Raw genomic sequence first — 19232 nt, forward strand, 5'->3', positions numbered from 1 at the left:
CCACACCCATCGGCCCGAGGCATGCATGTCCGTGGGCGAGCGGCCAGATCGTGAGCGATCCCGCCCTGGCGGCGAGGGCATCGGGCATGTAAAATGAGCAGCTGGACTGTCCGCATCCGCGAAGAGTCCACCGGGCCCTCACGGGCCACACGCAACGCCCTCCTGTCACGGACCGTCCGTGACCGCGAAGACCATAGGAGGTGGGAACCAACGTGCGTAACTACGAACTGATGGTGATCCTCGATCCTTCGATCGACGAGCGCACCGTCGCCCCCACGATGGAGAAGTACCTGGCACCCGTGGGTGCGGCAGGCGGATCCGTTGAGAACGTTGACATCTGGGGCAAGCGCCGTCTTGCCTACGACATCCTCAAGCGTTCCGAGGGCATCTACGTCGTCATCGACATGACCACGACCCCCGAGGTCGCTCTCGAGATCAACCGCCGCATGGGCATCGACGAGACCATTCTCCGTACGAAGCTCCTGCGCCCCGACGCTCACTGAGCCGACACCAACCCCTCTAAGCCCGAGGAGCCGACATGGCCGGAGATACCGTCATCACAATCATCGGCAACCTGACCGCCGATCCCGAGCTGCGTTGGACGCAGTCCGGTGCAGCGGTCGCCGACTTCACGGTGGCCTCCACCCCCCGAACCTACGATCGCAACGCCGGCGAGTGGCGCGATGGCGACACCCTCTTCATGCGCTGCTCCGTGTGGCGCGACACCGCTGAGAACGTCGCCGAGTCGCTGCGCAAGGGCATGCGCGTCATTGTTCAGGGGCGCCTCACCCAGCGCTCGTACGAGACCCAGCAGGGAGAACGCCGCACGGTCGTCGAACTGCAGGTCGACGAGGTCGGCCCCTCCCTGCGCCGCGCACGCGCGCAGGTCACCCGCACCGCCCCCGCCGGCGGTGGCGGCTACCAGTCCGATAACCGCGGCCCCCAGGCAGGCCCTCAGGGCGGCGGATACGGCGGCGGCCAGGGTGGATACGGCCAGCAGGGTGGCGCAAATTACGGCGCCCCAACCGGCGGCTCCCCCGAGGACCCGTGGCGCTCTGCCCCTTCCGGCGGCGCCACCTCCTTCGGCGACGAGCCCCCGTTCTAAGGTCGCGAGCTCCGGCGCCAGCGCCGGACTGCGCCACGTCGAAGACAACACGCTTGGGGCGGCATCGTCCGCCCGGATTCACTAGGAGACCATCATGGCGAAGCCCCAACTTCGCAACAAGCCCATCAAGAAGAAGGCCAACCCGCTGAAGTCGGCCAAGATCGACAAGATCGACTACAAGGACACCGCGCTGCTGCGTAAGTTCATCTCGGACCGCGGCAAGATCCGCGCTCGCCGCGTGACCGGTGTTTCCACGCAGGAGCAGCGCAAGATCGCTCGCGCCGTCAAGAACGCGCGTGAGATGGCCCTGCTGCCCTACTCCTCGACCGGCCGCTGATTAGGGAAGGACACAGCTGATATGGCTACCACGAAACTGATCCTCACCCACGACGTCCCGGGCCTCGGCCACGCCGGCGAGGTCGTTGAGGTCAAGGCTGGCTACGCCCGCAACTACCTGGTTCCGCGCGGCTTTGCCGCGAAGTGGACCGCTGGCGCCCAGAAGCAGATCGACCAGATCGCCGCGGCCCGTCGCCGCCACGAGATCGCCACGATCGACGACGCTCGCGCGGTGCGCGACGCCCTGCAGGGTGGCGCCGTCGTCGAGATCACCGGCAAGGTTGGCAAGGCCGGACGCCTCTTCGGCGCCGTTTCCGCCGCTCAGATCGCTGACGCGGTCAAGGAGCAGCTGGGCCAGACCATCGACCGTCGTCGCGTCATCATCGCCTCGCCCATCAAGGCCGTCGGCGACTACACGGTGACCGTCGGCCTGCACCCCGAGGTGTCCGCGACCCTGAAGGTCCGCGTGTCCGCCACGAAGTGAAGGCCCCGCGCATCGGTTGAATGCTGAGAGGGTGGCCCCCGCCAAACGGCGGGGGCCACCCCTTTTTGTACGGGTGCCACCGTTTGGCGTGTGGGGTCTGACTGCTCCTGGGATCGCGGTGTCCGGGCGGGAGGCATCGAGGCGGACGATATTGCGCACACTGATCGGGACATTCGAGGGAGATATCGTCTAGGTCGGCGGCCACCTACCCCTCTCTGTAGTATTCTAGTCAGGCAGCTTTTTGGTTGGAATTCCATATGTTGACGCACGGTATTGTTCCCTTAGAGAAGACGCAGTCACAATCGCTTGACACCGGGACACTATCGGGACATACTAGTCCTGTAGGCAGGAACGTTAGACACTTGGAGGGCGAAATGTCCACTTACCGGCTGTATATTCTCAAGGCACTTGAGGACCACAAGGACGCCGATAGCTTCCTCACGCTCACCAAGCAGCGGCTAAAGACGATCAAAAGCCATAAATTCGCCTGGTGGGCCCTCTCACTTCTCCTGCCGGGTGATGATCGGGAGGCTGAGATCAACAAGCATCTGTCGGAGGCCAGCTATGTCATCCCACTTCTCAGCCCCAGTCTTCTCGCCGCCATGAAGGATGAGAAGGATCGGGAGGTCCCCAACATTGCCAAGATTCAGGACAAGCTTCTCCCCGTCATGCTCGTGGATGTGCTGCTCGATGGCACGGTGGAGTGCTTCGGGATTGACGCTCGCAAGATCTACCGCGGAGACCAGCCCGAGCCTCGCTCCTACAACAGCCTTGACAGCGTCTACCAGCGCAACTGTTTCGTCGACGGCTTCGTGAGCCAGATGATCCGCCGCATTGAGGGAGGGGGCGGATGGCGGTAACCGGCGGCTTTGAGTGACTTCTCAGCGCCTCGGGCATGTAGCTTGTCGTCACACTCACGCCTCGGCAAGCGACTCACAGACTGCACCCGGAGACTAGAGCACCGGCGAGCGCATCACCTTGAACCGTATTCCCACACGCTGTGCGACACACTGCCGGGACACAGCATTCCCACTGGAATTAGTCCACTCACTCTGGAGGCTAACATGTCCGACATCCGATTGTTCCTCTCTTGGGCCCACAATGACGCCGAGGCTAAGGATTCCTTCCTCAAGCTGCTCAAGCCCCGCTTGGGGATTGCACAGAACCACGTCTTCACCTGGTGGGTGGACTCGTTCATTCTCCCTGGCGAGGAATGGAAAGAGGAGATTCGGGCGCAGCTGGAGAAAGCCGACTACATCGTTCAGCTCATCAGCCCCTCCTTCCTGGCCTCCGACTTCATTCGTGACTACGAGATTCCCGGAGTGGGCGAGGCCCCTCTGAAGAAGACGCTGCCCGTCATGCTCGTCGACGTGCCCCTTGATGGAACGGTAGAGTTCCACCAAATCGACCGCCGCCAGATCTATTGCGGCAACTCCATCGAGCCCCACTCCTACGTGAGCCGCGAGACCGACTACCAGCGCAACCAGTTCGTCGATGGCTTCTTCAGCCGAATCATCGATCGCGTCGAAGGCAAGGGCGGGTACCGCTGATGTCCACTCTCTCACCCACGTCTCAACGTCCCCTTTCCGCAAGCACAGTCCGCCGAATCCTCGACAGCCTTGAGGATCTGACGCAGGGAAACGCGAAGATGGCTCGCGCGATCTGCGATCTTCTCGACGACGACGGCAAGACAACCATCGACGCAGTCCTGGCGACAATCACTAGCGGCAACAAGGACGAGTACCTGCGCAAGTTCAAGACACGCTTCAACCGGGACGCGGGCGGCGCGCTCACCGTCGTCTTCGATCGCAGGAGGGGGTCCGAGTTCTATTTCACGGGCTCCGACCCCGTCACCGAGGACATCGCCAAGTACTCGGAGCAGCAAACACGGCGCCACGACACCGACGAAGAAAAGATCGACGCATACGCGGTCGAGGAGAAGGATCCGCGCTCCACCACTCGATCCGAACAACCAGACGACCTACGCATCTACATCAGCTTCGTTCCCGAGGATGGGCAGCCGGCGATCACATGTGCTGACCTGCTTGAGCGCACCATCAAGGCCGGACTGCGCGACCGCTACCGAGCCGTGTTTTTCCGCACTGACCGTGTTCCCGTAGGCGAGATCATAGATCAAAACCTCGACAAACGTATCGAGGAGTCAGATCTGGCGATCGTCCTCATTAGTAACAGTTACCTCACAGAGGAAACAGAGGTGAAGCGGGTCAGCGCCGCGCACCCTCACCCGATCATCGTCACACTCGAAGACATCGGCCGTGGTGTGTCTGTCGAGCCATTGAACCGCCTTGACATCGTTTCCGGAGACTCCTTCGTCGAGGCACAGGATGCGGGACGCAAAGCTGAGCAGGAGTTTGCAAACCGTGTTTTCGATGTCATCACACGCGAACTCACCAGGGATCAGGAACCCTCACCTCGCACATGTAACCTGCGTTTCGATGAGATGGCCGTGGCATTATCAAATCACGGACGGCTTGAACTCGCGGCAGAAGCGGTGCCCGCGCGCGCCGTTGTCGGGGCGTTCGAGGCGCTGCGAGGAGACGATGCGCCTTCGCTCGTCAACAGGGCGGCAGATACCCCGCACGCTGTCGAGCGCCTCGTGTCATGGGTTCGAGGATTGGACGATGAGCGCTCGACCCTGTGCGCGCTCCTCGGGAACCTGGGGACAGGAAAGACGACCTCAACAATCCTGCTGACCCGCAGACTTCTGGAACTCAGGATGGCCGGCGAGCAGGTCCCCCTGCCCATCTACTTCGACCTGCGAGACCTCTCCCCCACCACCCTCAAGGACTACGGGCTGCGCACACTCCTGACCCAGCTCCTTGCCAACTCCTCGCTCTCCACCATCACTGTTGACGACGTCCTGGCGACGGTTCAAGATGAGCAGACCCTGGTCATCTTCGACGGTCTCGACGAGGTCCTCGTCCACCTCTCTCCCCATGACGGCCAGCGTCTGACTCGATCCCTTCTCGAAGTACTCAACCTCGGCGAACGGGGCTCACAAGAGGAGAATCCTCGCACTCGCCTGCTCCTGTCCTGCAGGACTCAGTTCTTCCGGAGCGTCGAGGAGGAATTCTCTTTCTTCGACGGCCAGGGGCGCGAAAACAAGCGAGGCAAAGACTACCTGGTCCTGACGCTGCTGCCCTTCAACGAGAATCAGATCCGCGAGTACCTGCGCCGCAACGTGCCCGAGGCCGACACCGACCGGCTCCTCGAGACGATCCGCTCGGTGCACAACCTGCGCGAGCTCGCCTCCCAACCGGTCCTGCTCGACATGATCCGCCAAGTTCTCCTCACCATCGAGGAGGATCTAAGCATGGGCCACCGGGTTCGGTCGGTCGACCTGTACGAACGCTTCGTGAACAAGTGGCTCAGCCGCGACAACGGCAAGCACAGCCTCATTCCCAGGCACAAGATCCAGCTCATGACCCACCTGGCCTGGCAGATCTGGCGCTCAGGATCCAGAACATGGACCGCAGATCAGATGGAGGATTGGCTGATTGAGTTCCTGCACACCCACCCCGACATGGAACTGCACTACCAGGGACGCATGCCCGACCAATGGAAGCAGGACTTCCGCACCGCGACCTTCCTATCGCGTCGCGGGGATGACTTCAGCTTCGCCCACTCCTCACTCCTGGAGTACTTCCTGGCCAAGCGCCTCGCCGACTGCCTTGCGGCCGAATCAGAGGATGAAGCTCTGGAGGCGTGGGACATCACCCGCCCCAGCGACGAGACCTTCGCGTTCTTCGCTGAGCTCATCGACCGCCTCTCCCCAACCACGCGACGCCGGGCTCTCGCCCGCCTCGAACACGTCGGCGCACACGCAAGCGCGACCGCGCGGACAAACGTCTTCGCCTACACCCTGCGCGCGCTCGACAAGGGAGCGCTCCACCCGCGCCCCAACACCCTAAACCTCTCGGACGCGGACCTGCGCGGCTGGACAGTAGGATCCGAGCAGGCACCCCTCAACCTGGCTGGAGTCTCGCTCCAGAGTGCCCGGTTGAATGATGCCCGCATCCGCCACGCCCGCCTTGAGGGCATCGACGCCACCGGAGTGTCCATGCGGCGCACCCTCTTCGAGCACTGCACCCTCACCCACGCCAACCTCGAGGACGCCGACCTGGCCGGAACAGTCTTCCGCCACTGCGACCTGGACGGGGCTTCCCTCGACAAAGCCACGCGCTACCGCACACAACTCCTCCACACGAAGGGCTACCAGCGGGAACTCCCCGATATCCTCACCGCACCCCTAACGGAAGACACCCCGCTTCGCGTGCTCCCCGAAGCACAGATCCTCGGCGGCCACTCTGGCCACGTGCGTGCGATGAAGTGGTCGCCCGACGGCACAGTCATCCTTACAGCATCGGGCAAGGTGGCGCGCGTATGGGACGCCACCACAGGAGAGAACACACACACACTCACACACAACACATGGGTCAGAGCAGTGGCGTGGTCACCCGACGGCCACCACATCCTCACCGGATCCGGCGACGGCACCGCCCGCATCTGGAACACCACCACAGGAGAGAACACACTCACTCTCCCACACGCCGACTGGGTGACAGCGGTGGCATGGTCACCCGACGGCCACCACATCCTCACAGCATCCGAGGATCACACGACGCGAGTGTGGGACGCCACCACAGGAGAGAACACACTCACACTCACACACAACACATGGGTCAGAGCGGTGGCATGGTCACCCGACGGCCACCACATCCTCACCGGATCCCAGGACGCCACGGCACGCATCTGGGACGCCACCACGAGGGAGGACACACCCAAACCCAAACTCACTCTCCCACACGCCGACTGGGTTAGAGCGGTGGCGTGGTCACCCGACGGCCACCACATCCTCACCGGATCCGGCGACGGCACCGCCCGCATCTGGAACACCACCACAGGAGAGAACACACTCACACTCACACACAACACATGGGTCAGAGCAGTGGCATGGTCACCCGACGGCCACCACATCCTCACCGGATCCGGCGACGGCACCGCCCGCATCTGGAACACCACCACAGGAGAGAACACACTCACACTCACACACACCGACTGGGTGACAGCGGTGGCATGGTCACCCGACGGCCACCACATCCTCACAGCATCCAGGGACGGCACCGCCCGCATCTGGGACGCCACCACGAGGGAGGACACACCCAAACCCAAACTCACTCTCCCACACGCCGACTGGGTTAGAGCGGTGGCGTGGTCACCCGACGGCACCCAGATCCTCACAGGATCCCAGGACAGCACGGCACGCATCTGGGACGCCACCACGGGAGAGCAGGTGCGCTTCTTCATCGCTGTCCTACCCGAAGGCAAGTGTGCCGTCCTCACCCCCGACCAGACCAGGGTCATCGGTGCCAGCCCGGGAGCATGGCGGTGGCTCGGACGCTACGCCGTCCACCCGGGTGGCGCACTCGAGCGCATCCCCGTCGAAATCGACGGTTCCCTACCCCCGCTCGGCCCGGGGGCGGCGACGGGGTAGCCGACGCGGGTGAGGCGCACCGCTGGCCCCGAGGGATGCCTCGGGGCGAAGACGCGTAGCACCGCGCCAAACAACCCACCGCCCGCCACGCTCGGCGGATGCACCGTGCCCCGAGGAGGACCTCGGGGCACGGTGCCGCTCAACGACAGACGGGGGCCTACGCGGCACTAACCTCTTCGGTTGTTGCCGTTGTTGTTCCCCCCGTTATTGGGGCCGTTGCCGTTGCCCGGCGGGTTCCCATTCCCGTTGCCGTTGCCGTTGTTGCCGTTCCCGTTGCCGTTATTTCCGTTGCCGTTGCCGTTGTTGCCGTTGCCGTTGCCGTTGTTGCCGTTGCCCGGCTCCTCGGTGGGCGTCGCGGAGGGAGTCTCGGTGGGCGTGGGTTCGGGCTTGGGCTCGGCCGAGGACTGCGGGGCCTCACTCGTCGCGGTCGGAGCCGACGTCGGCCCGTTGTTCTGCGCCCGGCGGCTGGAGCTCACCTTCCACGTGAAATCCGTGTCCTTCAGGTTCGCAGTCGCGGGCTTCATGTAGTCGATCCAGACGTCGACCGGCCAGTCGCCGCCGTGGAACTGGTTGACGCCACCGACGTTGTCGAGCGGAACGGAGTTGCCGTCGTCGTCCGACTGGTACATCGACACGGCGGTCACCATGCCGGGAACGAAGCCGATGAACTGCGCCGACAGCTGATCCGACGAGGTCCCGGTCTTGCCCGCGGTCGTCAGGCGCGGAATGGAGCGATCGACGTTGCTGGCCGTCCCGTCGCCGCCGGTCACCGCCTCGAGTGCCGGCATGATCGAGGAGACCTCCTCCACGTCGAACACGCGCTTGGGCGTCACGTCCCCGCTGTACAGAAGCTTGCCGCGCGAATCCTCCACCTTCTTCACGATGTGCGCATTCACGCGCTCTCCGCCGTTGGCAATCGTCGAATACGCGGTCGCCAGGTCGATGTTGTGCGGAGAGGCCGACCCCAGGACATTGAGAAGCTCGTCGTTCAGGCCCAGGGTGTCCTCGGGAATACCGGCATCGATGGCGGCCTCGAGGGTCCTCTGCGGACCCACATCCAGGTTCAGCGCGACGTACGCCGTGTTCATCGAGTACTCGGTGGCACGCACGAGCGTCACGTTCCCAAACGAGTAGCCGCCGTCGTTGGAGACCGGCACGCTCATGCCCGGGAAGTACTGCGGAGACTTACCCGAGTACGTGTCGTAGACCGATCCATCCAGGCGAGCGTTGGCCAGCAGCGCAAAGGGCTTGAACGCCGATCCGGCCATCGCGATGTCCTGAGTGACGGCGTTCTGCTGGCGCGCCAGGTAGTCGGCGCCCGCGTACTCCGCAAGGATCTCGCCGGTGGCCGGATCCAGGGACGACAGGGCGACGTGCTGGTGGGTCGGATCCCATCCGCGCACCTCGTTCATGCCCTCGGCGGCGGCAACGGCCTGCTCCTGGTGCTCCTTGACGATCGTGGAGGTGATGCGCAGGCCACCCTGGCTGATCTTATCCTCATCGAACTGGCCGGACTTGATCAGCTCCGACCTCACCTGGGCCATCAGGTAGCCGTTCGTGCCGGTCATGGATTCCCTGTTGAGGGTCTCCGGGTCGATCGTCTCGGGGAACACCGCCGCATTCGCCTCGGCCTGCGAGATCCAGCCGTCCTCGACCATCAGGCCCAGATCGCGGTCCCACCGCTCCTTCGCCTTCTCCGGATTCACCGCCGGATCCCACGCGGAGGGCGCGGGAATGACCGAGGCCAGGAGCGCCGCCTCGGGCAGGGTCAGCTCGCTGGCGCCATGCCCGAAATACGCCTGGGCGGCCGCGTCGATTCCATAGGCGCCGCGCCCGAAGTAAATGGTGTTCATGTAGGCGCCGATGACCTCGTCCTTGGACTTCTCTCGGTTGATCTTGATCGCCAGGACGGCTTCCTTGAGCTTGCCGCTATACGACGTGGTTTCACCGATGTAATAGCGCTCGACATACTGCTGGGTGAGCGTTGAGCCACCCTGGCGCGCGCCGCCCCGCAGGTTGTTGACGAGGGCGCGGGCGATACCCTTCAGGTCCACGCCCGAATTCGTGTAGAACGTGCGGTCCTCGGAAGCGACGATCGCCTTGGAGACGTAGTCGGGCAGCGTCGACGTGTCGATGATCTGGCGGTTGATGTCGCCCAGGGTCCCGATCTCCGTCGTGCCGTCCGCGTAGTACACCGTGGTCTTCTGAGCCAGAGCCAGGTCGTCGGGGGCCGGCACGGCCAGGGTGTTGTAGAGGTACAGGAAGACACCCATACCGGCGATGAAGGCACCCAGAATGAGGGTGAGGATCGTGAAGCCAATGCGCTTGGGCCAGCGCCTCTTCTTCTTTGCGGGCCCCTTCTTGGCATCGGACGAGGCGGCCGCGGCCTTCCTGGATGCGCGCGACCCCGGAGCGGAGCGCACCGAACGCCGCTTGGGCAGGTGGCCCTGCCCCGACGCGCCCGATCCCTCCGACCCGACGATGTCGTTCCAGTCCGTATGTCCGTTGTGAGTCGCCACGTGTTCGCCCTTTCAGCGGATAAGGTTGTACCCCTAGCGTAACCGTGTTTGCGGGAAGATCCCCAAAGTATGTGCTGCGACACAGGGAATGGGTGCGCAGCCGCTCGCCCACCCCCCGTGCGATGTCCCGCGCGTCCCGACGCTCAGGACCACTGCTCCTCGGGGCGGCCAGGCTCGGCCCATCGCGTGTGGAAGACACCTTCCCTGTCGATGCGGCGGTACGTGTGGGAGCCGAAGAAGTCCCGCTGACCCTGGATGAGGGCCGCCGGAAGGCGCGTCGCGCGAATCTGATCGAAGTACGCCAGCGAGGACGCGAACACCGGAATCGGGACTCCGGCCAGCGCTGCCTGGGAGACGATGCGACGCAGCGCGGGCGTGCACTCCTGGAAGCGGGTCGCGAAAGGCTCGGCGGCCAGCAGGAGCGGCAGGGAGGGATCGGCCTCGTAGGCGCGCGTGATGTCATCAAGGAAGGCCGCGCGGATGATGCAGCCGGCGCGCCAGATGCGGGCCAAGGCCCCCTTGTCGATGTCCCAGCCGTACTCGGCCGCCCCCGCCTCGATCTCGTCGAAGCCCTGCGAGTAGGCGACGATCTTGGAGGCGAAGAGGGCGCGTCGCACGTCCTCCACGAACGCGGCCCGGGCCTCGTCCGTCTCGATGACGAGGGGCGTGGCGTTGCCGGCGAGCTTCTGCCCGGCCGCACGCTGAGCGGGTTCACAGGAGGCGCCGCGCGCGAACGTCGCCTCGCCGATCGCGGTCACGGGGACTGCCAGATCCAGGGCGGTCTGAACCGTCCACTTGCCGGTCCCCTTCTGCGAGGCCGCGTCGACGATGAGATCGACGAGGGGCACCCCCGTGGACGCGTCCACCTGGCGTAGGACCTCGGCCGTGATCTCGATGAGGTAGGAGTTGAGCTCGCCCTCGTTCCAGGCCGCGAAAATATCCGCGATCTGGGCGGGAGTGGCCCCCAGGCCCTCGCGCAGGAGGGTGTACGCCTCGGCGATCACCTGCATGTCGGCGTACTCGATGCCGTTGTGGACCATCTTGACGAAGTGGCCCGCGCCGTTGGCCCCGATGTACGTGCAGCAGGGGACGCCGTCGTAGGTGGCGGAGATCGCCTCGAACATGGGGCCGAGGCGTTCGTAGGAGGCCCGGGTCCCTCCCGGCATGATGGACGGCCCCCACAGGGCGCCCTCCTCGCCGCCGGAGACGCCTGCGCCCACGAAGTGCAGGCCGCGCTCGGCCGCCCACTTCTCGCGGCGGATCGTGTCGGCGAACAGCGAGTTGCCGCAGTCGACGATGATGTCGCCCTCGTCCATGAGCGCGGCGAGCTGTTCCGTGACGGCATCCGTCGCGGGACCCGCCTGCACCATGATGATGGCCACGCGGGGTGCGCGCAGGGATGCGACGAAGTCCTCCAGGGTCGAGGAGGGAACGAAGGTCGCCTCCTCGCCGTGCTCGGCCATGAGCTTGTCGGTGCGGGCGGGGGTGCGGTTGAAGACGGCTGTCGCGTAGCCGTTGCGGGCCAGGTTGCGCGCCAGGTTCGCTCCCATCACGCCCAGTCCGTACACGCCGATGTCGGCCGACGCCTTCTCGGGGGTAAACGTGCTCATCGGGAGAGCCTCCTTAGGATTCGTTCGGTTGTCACCAGCCTACGGCGGGGCACCGAGGGGTGCACCGCGCGCAGGCGTGAGGATGGTCGCGCGAATGCGCCGCGAGCGGCCCCTACTGGGCCTCGCGCGCGGCCTTCGCCGCCGCCTTGCGCGCCTTCTTCTGCGCGACCTTCTCCTCCCAGCGAGCCTGCTGCGCCTGGTACTCCTCGGCCAGCGCGCGCACGTCCTCCGACGCCCACCAGTGGAGCAGGGCCTCGCGCGCATCCTCCTCGCCGAGGGGGCCGCGCTCCATGCGTAGCTCCAGCAGGTAGTCGCGGGCGATCTTGACGGCGCGGGAGGGCCGCAGGCCCAGGATCTCCATGATCTGGTCACCGTCGAGGTCGGGGCGGATCGCGTCCAGCTCCTCCTGCTCGCGCAGGGCAGCGATGCGCTGCTCGAGGTCGTCGTAGGCCGCGGACAGGTAGGCGGCCTTGCGGCGGTTACGCGTCGTGCAGTCGGCGCGCGTGAGGCGATGCAGCCTCTCCAAAAGGTCTCCAGCGTCCGCGACGTAGCGCCGCACGGCGGAGTCCGACCAGGCGGCCTCCCCGTAGCCGTGGAAGCGCAGGTGAAGGGCGACCAACGTCGAGACGGCCTCGATGGTCGCCTTGTCGAAGTGCAGGGCCTTCATCCGCTTGCGGGTCATCTTCGCGCCGACGATCTCGTGGTGGTGGAAGGACACCGACCCGTTGGCTTCGAAGCGACGGGTGGCGGGCTTGCCGACGTCGTGCATGAGGGCCGCGAAACGCAGAACGAAGTCCGGGGCGGGGACAGGCCCGTCGGGTCCGGTCTCTAAGTCGATGGCCTGTTCGACGACGGTGAGCGTGTGCTCGTAGACGTCCTTGTGGCGCTTGTGTTCGTCAACCGTGGACACGAGGGCGGCAACCTCGGGCAGGACGATGTCTGCGACGCCCGTGTGGACCATTAGCTCGATGCCGCGACGCGGGTAGGGCGAGATGATGAGGCGTTCGAGCTCGGCGCGGATGCGCTCCGCCGAGACGATCTCCAGGCGCGAGGCCATGGTCTCCATGGCGTTCATGACGTCTTCGTCGACGTCGAGGCCCAGCTGTGCGCTGAACCTGGCCGCCCGCATGATGCGCAGGGGGTCGTCGTCGAAGGACTGCTCGGCGGACACGGGGGTACGCAGGTTTCCGGCGGCCAGGTCGGTCAGGCCGGCGCAGGGGTCGACGAGCGCCATCTGCGGCAGGCGCATCGCCATGGCGTTGACCGTAAAGTCTCGGCGCGTCAGGTCGCCCTCGAGCGTGTCGCCGAAGGTGACCTCGGGCTTACGCGAGCCAATCTCATACTCGTCGGTGCGGTAGGTCGTCACCTCGACGACAACGTCCCCTCGCCGCCCGCCGATCGTGCCGAACTCCTTGCCGATGTCCCAGGTGGCGTTGCCCCACCGGGACAGCAGCTCCTCGGTGCGCTCCGGGCGCGCGGAGGTCGCCATGTCGAAGTCGTGGGGCGTCACCCCCAGGAATGCGTCGCGCACAGGCCCCCCGACGAGCGCCAGCTCCTCCCCGGCGTCGCGAAAAATCGTGCCGAGTTCCATAATCGCGGGCGGGAGCGCGGCGAAGGTCCTCGTGGCGTTCGCCATGAGGGTAGGAATGTCCGTTGTTTCGCCGTTTTGCGTGCTCACGGTGCCGTTTCTGGGGGAGGCTGACTGAGTACTCATCGCTCCTAAGCATGCCAGGAAAGCCCCCTGGTCGACTACCGGGGGCCACCCAACGGCTACAGTGGAGTCATGCCTGCACGTTCAGTTGACCGCCGAGCCGGGGTGCCCAGACCCCCGCGTCGGTCCGCTTCTGTGCGCGTAGGTCGCTCCCACCTGCCGATTTCCGCCGAAACCAGCGCGGGTGGCATTGTCGTTGACGTACGTGACGGAATTCCCTATGCCGCGTTGATCGCCCGGCGCAACCGGGCGGGCCGCGTCGAGTGGTGCCTGCCCAAGGGCCACCTGGAGGGTTCGGAGACCCCGCAGCAGGCGGCGCTGCGCGAGGTCGCCGAAGAGACCGGCATTCACGGTCGCATCATCCGCCACCTTGCCTCGATCGACTACTGGTTTTCTGGCAACGATCGCCGCGTTCACAAGGTCGTTCACCACTACCTCATGGGCTATGAGTCGGGGACCATCTGCGTCGACGGCGATCCGGATCACGAGGCCGAGGAGGCCGCGTGGGTCCCCCTGAGGGACGTGTCACGCCAGCTGGCCTACCCCAACGAGCGCCGCATCGTGCGCATCGCCTTGGACCTGCTGTATCGGGATGGCCGTGACTAGGCGGGCGGCATGGCTTGCCGCCCTGTGCGCGGTCGTTGCCCTTCCCTTCGGTCTCGGTATCGACGAGGCCGGGGCCGCCCCGGTGCCCGCTTCGGCGTCGGGGTCGAGCGAGTCACGTCCGGCCGTCATGGGCCCGGCGTCCACGGAGTCGGGACTATCCGTTTCGATCGACTCTCTCTCTCCGAGAATCATCACGAACGAGAGCGAGCTAGTCGTCTCCGGCACCGTACGAAACGCGTCCCCAACGACGCTCGCGTCCGTGTCCCTCGAGGTCTTTGTGACCAACGAGACGCCCATCTCCGTCGCCGCGCTGACGACCGCGCTGACCGAGGATGAACCCGACGCCACGCACGCGGCCTCGACATCGCTGTCCAACGTGGCCAGGGGCGCCACCGTCGCCTTCGAGATCCGCATACCCACCTCCGCGCTGCCGCTGACCGACACCGAGGAGTGGGGGCCTCGAGTGACCACCGTGACCGCCACCTCCGGCGAGTACTCGGGCAAGGACCGTTCCATCATCGTGTGGGATTCGGGGACGCAAGTCTCCGCGTCACGCATCACCACGCTCGTCCCGTGGACGTCGGCCAGCGCCTCTCAGGACCAAGCCGAGCGCTCGGCGGTGCTCACTCTTGCCGCAACCGCGGGCGTGACTCTTGCCGTCGATCCGCTCCTGATTCCGCGCGGCCCGCAGCCCACGGCCTCGCCGAGCCCGTCTCCCGCGCCCGAGCCGGGCCAGTCTGGCCAATCGGGGGACGACACGCAGTCCGACTCGCCGACGGCCTCGCCGAGCGCCACGCCCTCCCCCACGCCGACGCCCGCGCCCACCGCGACGGATCCAGCGGTACGCTCACGCGACCTCCAGTCGGAGGCCTTCGTGTCGGCCTTCATGTCGGCCGCGACGGAGGTCGTCGCCTTGCCCGAGGGCGACGCCGACCTCGGCGCCCTCGCCCTGTCGAGCAACTCCGACTTCTGGGCGCGCGCAACTCACTCGATCGGAAGCTTCCCCGCGACGCCTCGCGAGGCCGGCTGGGTGGCCCCCACGCCGGCTCCCTCCCCTTCCGCCCCCACGCCCTCCGCTTCCACCCCCACGCCGGCTCCCTCCGCTTCCGCCACCCCATCGCCCGACTCGCCGTCGCCGAGTGCGAGCCCCGCCCCTGCGGGGAGCGGTCAGAGCGGAGCAACGACGACGACACCCGACGAAGGGCCGACGATTCTGCGCGACGTTGCCTGGCCGGCGGACGCCACCTTCGGCACCGCGCTGCTGGCCAACTTCGCCTCCCCCGACCAGCTGACGATCGCCCCCGCCTCGGCCCTCGCTCCGGCCGACGAAGTTCCCTTCACCTCCTTCGCGCGCGTCAATGTCGATCCGTCAAGTGGCGAAACAACGACGGACGGCACGGGGGCACGGGTCCTCGCCCAGCAGGGGGACATCGCGTCTATCCTGTCCTGGAACGCCACGGGAGGCGACGAACTGGACGCCGAGCAGGCCCTCACCGCCATCACGGCGATCATCGCACGCGAGCGGCCCTCCTCCTCGCGCACTGTCTTCGCGGCCGCCGCCCGGGGCACCGCCGTCAACGAGCGACTGACCCACCGCGTCAACGCGCTCTTCTCCCCGCGCTGGGTGAGCGCTCTGTCCTTCACCGACATGGCATCGAGCGAACCCACCGACGTTGAGCGCGTGACCGTCACGGCGGGCACCCTCGAAGCCGACACGTCCACCGCCATCGACGCGATGGCCTCCTCTCTCGAGCGGCTCGCCCCCCTTGCACGCGCAACCGACGACCCCGATGCCGTCTACGACTCCGTCACGCCGCAGCTCCTGCCGTCCCTGTCGGCCGAGCTCTCCGCCTCCAAGCAGCTGGAAGCGGCTACGGCCTTGACCTCCCAGGTCACGAATCTGCTGTCTTCTGTCACCGTCGAACCCTCCTCGGCCGTCAACCTCATCAACAAGTCGGCCAACTTCCCCGTGCTCGTGCGTAACAAGCTTCCCTGGCCGATCCGCGTCGACGTCACGTTGATCCCCGACGACCCGAGGCTTCGCGCGACGCCGGCCCTCTCCCAGGTTCTCGCCGCCCGAGGCGCCACCACGGTCGAAGTTCCCGTCGGAGCGATCGGCAGTGGCGACATCAAGGTGACCTACAAGGTCACCACACCCGACAACGTCGTCCTTGACGACTCCCAAACCGTCACCGTTCGCATGCGAGCCGGCTGGGAGGATGCGATCACAGCGGTCATCGCCTCGCTCTTCGGCCTTCTCTTCCTCGCGGGAATCACGCGTTCTCTGCGCAACAGGGCGGCTAGGAGGGCGCAGGCGCGGAGCGCCGAGAGCGCACCAACGGCCACGGCCAACGAATCAGCGACCGCCACGGACAAGGAGACACCATGAGCTCGAACACGCCTCGTCGATCGATCCTGAGGGCGTCGGCGCTCATGGCATCGGGCACCATGGTGTCACGCATCCTCGGCTTCGTGCGCAACGCCATGCTCATCGCGGCGGTGGGAGCCACCGCCGGCGGCGTGGGCGCCGCCTTCCAGACCGCCAACACCCTGCCCAACACCGTCTTCAATCTCCTCGCCTCGGGGATCTTCGACGCGGTCCTGGTCCCCCAGATTGTGGGGGCCATCAAGCGTCGCAATGATGGCGACACCTACGTCAATCGCCTGCTGACGCTGGCCGGAACGGTCCTGTTCCTCGTGACCTTCGTGACGATGGTGCTCGCACCCGTTCTGATCATGATCACAGCGGCGGGATACACCGACGACATCCGTCATCTGGCGATCCTCTTCGCCCTCCTGTGCCTGCCTCAGCTCTTCTTCTACGGGTTGTACAACCTGCTGGGCGAGCTTCTCAACGCCCGGGAGATCTTTGGTCCCTACATGTGGGCACCGGTCGTCAACAACGTCGTGGGCATCGCCGGACTCGGGGTGTTTCTCGCGATCTGGGGAGGAGCCCCGGCGGGTGGCATCCCCGCCGCCGACGTGACGGGCGCGCAGTTCTGGGTCCTCGCCGGTTCGGCGACGCTGGGCGTCATCTGTCAGGCGCTGTGCCTGCTGTGGCCGATGAGGCGCGCGGGCGTGTCTTTCACGCCGGACTTCCACTTCCGCGGCACCTCCTTCGGGTCAATGCCGAAGGTCGCGGGCTGGACGTTCGCCACGCTCGGCGTCTCTCAGGTCGGCGTCCTGTCCACGAACAACCTGGCCGCCATGGCGGACGGCTTCATCGGCCGCAACGGTGCCCAGGGGGGAGTCGTGGGCATCCTCGCCTACTCGACCGCGTTCATGATCTTCATGGTTCCCCAGTCCCTCATCACGGTCTCGCTGACGACGGCGATCTTCACCCGCATGGCCGGTGCCGTCGCCGACGGGGACGACCGCGCGGTGGCCGACAGCTACCACCTGGGCGTGCGCACGATCACCTCCCTGACGCTCGTGGCGGCCGCCATTTTGATGGCCGGTTCGGTGCCGATGATGGAGATCGCAATGGCCGCCAAGGGCGGCGATCCCCAGGCGGTCACGGCCTACGCCCTCGTCCTCGCCTCCCTCATGCCGGGCGTCGCGTCGACCGGCATGGTTCTCATGAGCCAGCGCGTCTTCTTCGCCTACGAGGACGTCAAGCCCGTGTTCCTCATGGGCATCGGGCCAACGATCATCCAGGTCATCGTCGGCTGGTCGCTCTTCGCCCTGACCGGTGAGCGCTGGTGGGTCGTTGCCGCCGCGCTCGGCGAGACCGCCTGCCGACTCACCCAGGGCGTCATCGCCGTCGTGTGGGTCTCGCGCGAGAACCGCTTTGTTGACCGCGCGGGACTCCTGCGCTCCTACGCTTCCTATGTGGGTGCGGCCGTGGCCGCCGGGATCGTCGGCTTCGCTGCGCTGTGGCTTCTCGGGGTTCACACCGGTGTGGACTCGACACTGGCACGCATGATTCTCGCAGCAATCAAGCTCGCCGTTGTTTCGCTCGTCACCGGCCTCGTGTACCTGCTCGTCCTGCGTTTCGCCGCCCCGCGCGAGTCCGCGACGATGATGCGTCCCCTCCTGGCGCGCCTGCGCGTGCCAGCCGCTGTGGTGAACATCCTGACAGCCTCTTGCGCGCCAGCCCAGGACGCAACTGCGATAATGGCGGCACACACACCCAAGGAGACGGAGGAAACAATGGCCCCCGCGCCCGAACGTACCGGCGAGGAGAAGGACCTGCCCTCCTTCGACGAGGTGCTCTCCGCTCAACCCATTCCGCAGCCGTCACCGTCGGAGGCCTCGACGGGTGGGGCATCTGCGCATACTCCCCCGATCCCGGCTCCCGACGAGCCATTCGCTTCCGACGCGCGCGAGGAAGGCGCGGGCGCGCAGATCCCCGCCTCGCTCGCCGAGTACGGCATCGAGCCCATCGAGGCCTCGTCGGACGAAGCGCTCGTTCACGCGACGGCCTTCCCCATCGCTCCCCCTCCGACGCAGCCCGCGGCCAGCGGATACGAGCGCGGCGGCGAGGTCAATCCCGAGGACTATCCTCACCCGACTCCCCGGGAGGACGCCCCCTCGACCCACCAGATCCCGCGCGTGCGTCCGCTGCGCGAGGCTCCCATTCCCGCCCCGCCCAGCGATGGGCCGACCGAGGTCATGGCTCCCGTCGCCCCCGCTGCCAGCGCCGCGGCGGCCACCTCTCCGGAGCCACACCAGGCTCCCTCGACCGGTGCGTCACAGCTCATTGACCCGACGCGACCCGCACTCATTTTCGGTGTCGTCCTGTTCCTGATCGGCGCGATCTGGGGTCCGTGGATGGCCACGCGCCCGGTCACCGACCTGGATCTCACCCAGTCGCTTCTCGCGGGCACCTCCACGCAGCAGTCCGACGACGAACCGGCTCCCAACCTGACGACGACCCCTCCGCCGGAGGCGACCGTCACGCCGGTGATCTCCTCGGTTCAGGTCCTGTCGTGGAACAACGACGACGGCGATCACCCGGATCGGGCCATCAACATGATCGACGCCAACCCGTCGACGTCGTGGAGTTCGCGCTGGTTCGACATGAATCAGTTCCGTGACGAGACCGCGGTGACGATTGTCGTGAAGCTACAGAAGAAGGCGACCGTGTCGTCGGTGACCCTCACCATGGACCCGGCCACGTCCGGCGGCGAGATCGTGGTGCGCAACGTCACGGACCCGTCCAACCCTCGCGGCGGAACAGAAGTGGCGACGTCCGCGTTGTCCCCAACGACGACGATCAAGCTGCCCACGCCGATCGAGACTGACTCGATCGCCCTGCAGTTCCGTTCGATGCCCAAGGGCCAGGACGGGCGCAACTGGGCGTGGATCTCCGAGCTTACAGTTGAGTAACCCTGAAGGAGGGTA

The 19232-nt window shown here is 66.1% G+C and carries 13 protein-coding genes; 10 read left to right on the forward strand and 3 right to left on the reverse strand.

Features of this window, described 5'->3' with window-relative positions; translation table 11 throughout:
- Window positions 1-212 precede the first annotated feature (212 nt).
- From rpsF to HMPREF9006_RS10150, 7 genes are all read left to right on the forward strand, one after another.
- Window positions 213-503, forward strand: a complete 291-nt coding sequence (gene rpsF, locus HMPREF9006_RS06560; protein WP_009212791.1) for a 30S ribosomal protein S6 — start codon at window positions 213-215, stop codon at window positions 501-503.
- A 35-nt stretch (window positions 504-538) separates the two neighbouring features.
- Window positions 539-1105, forward strand: coding sequence for a single-stranded DNA-binding protein (locus HMPREF9006_RS06565; RefSeq protein WP_009212792.1), 567 nt, complete (start codon window positions 539-541; stop codon window positions 1103-1105).
- A gap of 94 nt (window positions 1106-1199) precedes the next feature.
- Window positions 1200-1442: a 30S ribosomal protein S18 gene (gene rpsR / locus HMPREF9006_RS06570; RefSeq protein WP_009212793.1), complete on the forward strand. Its 243-nt coding sequence runs from the start codon at window positions 1200-1202 to the stop codon at window positions 1440-1442.
- Window positions 1443-1463: 21 nt separating this feature from the next.
- Window positions 1464-1925 (forward strand): 50S ribosomal protein L9, encoded by a 462-nt coding sequence (gene rplI, locus HMPREF9006_RS06575; RefSeq protein WP_009212794.1) that lies wholly within the window; start codon window positions 1464-1466, stop codon window positions 1923-1925.
- A 374-nt stretch (window positions 1926-2299) separates the two neighbouring features.
- Window positions 2300-2785, forward strand: coding sequence for a hypothetical protein (locus tag HMPREF9006_RS06580; RefSeq protein WP_009212795.1), 486 nt, complete (start codon window positions 2300-2302; stop codon window positions 2783-2785).
- 204 nt (window positions 2786-2989) lie between these two features.
- Window positions 2990-3475, forward strand: coding sequence for a toll/interleukin-1 receptor domain-containing protein (locus tag HMPREF9006_RS06585; RefSeq protein WP_009212796.1), 486 nt, complete (start codon window positions 2990-2992; stop codon window positions 3473-3475).
- The gene (locus HMPREF9006_RS10150) at window positions 3475-7440 is read left to right on the forward strand and encodes an NACHT and WD40 repeat domain-containing protein (protein ID WP_083806950.1); all 3966 of its coding nucleotides are present in this window, start codon (window positions 3475-3477) and stop codon (window positions 7438-7440) included. Before HMPREF9006_RS06585 ends, HMPREF9006_RS10150 begins: the two co-directional genes overlap by 1 nt.
- Window positions 7441-7607: 167 nt before the next feature.
- On the opposite strand, the gene HMPREF9006_RS06595 is transcribed toward HMPREF9006_RS10150, so the two are convergent.
- The 3 genes from HMPREF9006_RS06595 to HMPREF9006_RS06605 form a co-directional block, all read right to left on the reverse strand.
- Complete coding sequence (locus HMPREF9006_RS06595; RefSeq protein ID WP_009212798.1) at window positions 7608-9959, reverse strand: transglycosylase domain-containing protein; 2352 nt, start codon at window positions 9957-9959, stop codon at window positions 7608-7610.
- Window positions 9960-10102: 143 nt separating this feature from the next.
- Window positions 10103-11569, reverse strand: coding sequence for an NADP-dependent phosphogluconate dehydrogenase (gene gndA / locus HMPREF9006_RS06600; protein WP_009212799.1), 1467 nt, complete (start codon window positions 11567-11569; stop codon window positions 10103-10105).
- Between the two features lie 112 nt (window positions 11570-11681).
- Window positions 11682-13205: a CCA tRNA nucleotidyltransferase gene (locus HMPREF9006_RS06605; RefSeq protein WP_034232237.1), complete on the reverse strand. Its 1524-nt coding sequence runs from the start codon at window positions 13203-13205 to the stop codon at window positions 11682-11684.
- Between the two features lie 210 nt (window positions 13206-13415).
- Here HMPREF9006_RS06605 and HMPREF9006_RS06610 point away from each other — a divergent pair, with 210 nt between their 5' ends.
- The 3 genes from HMPREF9006_RS06610 to HMPREF9006_RS06620 are packed head-to-tail and all read left to right on the forward strand — an operon-like array spanning window position 13416 to window position 19217.
- The gene (locus HMPREF9006_RS06610) at window positions 13416-13886 is read left to right on the forward strand and encodes an NUDIX hydrolase (RefSeq protein WP_009212801.1); all 471 of its coding nucleotides are present in this window, start codon (window positions 13416-13418) and stop codon (window positions 13884-13886) included.
- On the forward strand, window positions 13873-16275 hold the full coding sequence (locus tag HMPREF9006_RS06615) for a DUF6049 family protein (protein ID WP_009212802.1): 2403 nt from the start codon (window positions 13873-13875) through the stop codon (window positions 16273-16275). The genes HMPREF9006_RS06610 and HMPREF9006_RS06615 overlap by 14 nt, the downstream gene beginning before the upstream one ends.
- Complete coding sequence (locus HMPREF9006_RS06620) at window positions 16272-19217, forward strand: lipid II flippase MurJ (protein WP_009212803.1); 2946 nt, start codon at window positions 16272-16274, stop codon at window positions 19215-19217. The genes HMPREF9006_RS06615 and HMPREF9006_RS06620 overlap by 4 nt, the downstream gene beginning before the upstream one ends.
- Window positions 19218-19232 lie beyond the last annotated feature (15 nt).

This window comes from Actinomyces sp. oral taxon 180 str. F0310 (genome assembly GCF_000185285.1).
GTDB lineage: Bacteria > Actinomycetota > Actinomycetes > Actinomycetales > Actinomycetaceae > Pauljensenia.